The sequence below is a fragment of the Promicromonospora kroppenstedtii DSM 19349 genome, from assembly GCF_000515355.1.
In the GTDB taxonomy this organism is placed as follows: domain Bacteria; phylum Actinomycetota; class Actinomycetes; order Actinomycetales; family Cellulomonadaceae; genus Promicromonospora; species Promicromonospora kroppenstedtii.
Genome location: NZ_KI911564.1, coordinates 2,048 through 3,722, shown reverse-complemented (window position 1 = coordinate 3,722; position 1,675 = coordinate 2,048). Strand labels below are relative to the sequence as shown.

Genomic DNA, 1,675 nt, shown 5'->3' with positions numbered 1-1,675 from the left:
CCCCCGCGATGTCGGCCATGGGCCCGCCGCGCGGCACGAAGGTCACCCCGCCCACCACCACGCCGTCGTCCAGCGCCGCGATGATCTCGGCCGCGCCCGCACGGCCGGCGACGTCGCGCAGGACGCCCGCGTAGAAGGCGGAGTCTGGCGCGTCGAGCTGCCCGTCGGCGGCGAAGGCCGCCTCGACGATCTTGCCGATCGCGTCGTACTCGGTGGGTTCCGCGTCGCGTACCTCGATGCTCATGCGCAAACGGTAGGCCCGGGTCCGGGCGCTGCCCTCCACAGGCCACATTCACCACGAAGTTCTCGCACAGCAGTTCGTCGAATACGGCACGCGAGGATCGCCGTCGCGGGTGAAACCGAGCTGGCCCTCAAGGGTGAAACAAAGATGTCACGTAGGGGTTCCCGACGTTTACCCGAAAGTGGTTTCATTCGGACATGAAGCTGCTCCGGACTTTCCCGAAGGTTGCCTTCGAGTTCGGGCTGGCCTCGTGGCGCTGGATGGGGCTCCGTGAGCAGACCCCACGGTTCGCCACCTGCTTCGGCGACATCTTCCTGGAGTCGCTGGACGGCTGGTGGTTCCTGGACACGGTCGAGGGCACGCTGGAGCTCCGCTGGAACTCCGCGGTGACCATGTACGCGGAGCTGGAGTCTCCCGAGGGGCGAGCCACGTACCTCATGGACGACCTGGTCCGCGAAGCCCGCGGCCGCGGCATGCTGCTGGGCGAGGAGGACGTCTACACGTTCAACCCGCACCCCGCGGTGGGTGGCGAGCTGGGCGTGGACGGCCTGAGCACCATGCGCTTCGAGCTCGCGCTGAACTGGGTGGGCCAGATGCACGACAGCGTGCTGCACAGCTCCGGCGAGATCCGGCTGCCCCCGCTGCCCGACGGCGACCGTCGAGCCGCGGCCGCTCCCGTGAACGAGCCCTGGGACTCGGCATGGGCGCACGACGAGACCTTCGACGTCCCGTTCGAGCAGTACCTGGCCACGACGACGTTCGCGGCGGTCTCGGCGCCGCGCCGGACCGACGACGGCTACCCGCCGCTGCCACCGCCGGCCCGCCGGGAGGACCCGCTCGGACAGACGCCTCACGGCGCGCAGGACCATGGGACGTCCGTGTTCGGCAGCGGATCCCTGGACACCCACGGCTACGTCAGCCCGGGCTACGGCGGTGGCGCGCTGGAGACCGGGTTCGCGCCGGGAGGCGGCAGTAGGCCGCGCGCCGGCGGCCGGCACGGTGGCGCCCCCGCAGACGACACCCCGGCCGGTGGCAGCCAGTTCGGCGGCAGTGGTCAGGCCGGCCCCGTTCCCGGCTACGAGACGCCTGGCGCACCGGAACTGCCCTGGTCGCAGGAGACCGTCCCGGCACAGTCCCCATGGTCAGGACAGACCGAGGCCGCGCAGCCCTGGCTGGAGCCGCACCAGACCGCGCAGCCGGCCACGCCGCCAGGGGGCTACGACGCCGCCCCGTACGACCAGGCCCATCAGGCCTACCCGGCCGCCCCCGAGGCCTACGGCGCGGCCCCGGCTGCCGAGCAGCCCGTGCAGTACGACGATCAGCCCTGGGGTCGGTACCAAGCCGCTCAGGGCCCCGCCCCCGACCCGTTCGGCCAGACGGCTCCTGTGTGGGACGCACCGGCCTGGGGCGGCCAGCCCCAGGCCCCCGCCGGCG

1 protein-coding gene and 1 pseudogene are annotated in these 1,675 nt (G+C 72.3%); one reads left to right on the top strand and one right to left on the bottom strand.

The genetic code is table 11. The annotated features are described in order from the left end of the window. A pseudogene (locus PROKR_RS33250) lies at window positions 1-244 on the bottom strand (GNAT family N-acetyltransferase); the annotation flags it as partial. A gap of 194 nt (window positions 245-438) precedes the next feature. Between PROKR_RS33250 and PROKR_RS36700 the strand changes: the two are divergent. Then, window positions 439-1,675: T6SS immunity protein Tdi1 domain-containing protein (locus PROKR_RS36700; protein ID WP_211239976.1), on the top strand; the 1,237-nt coding region annotated here is incomplete at its 3' end.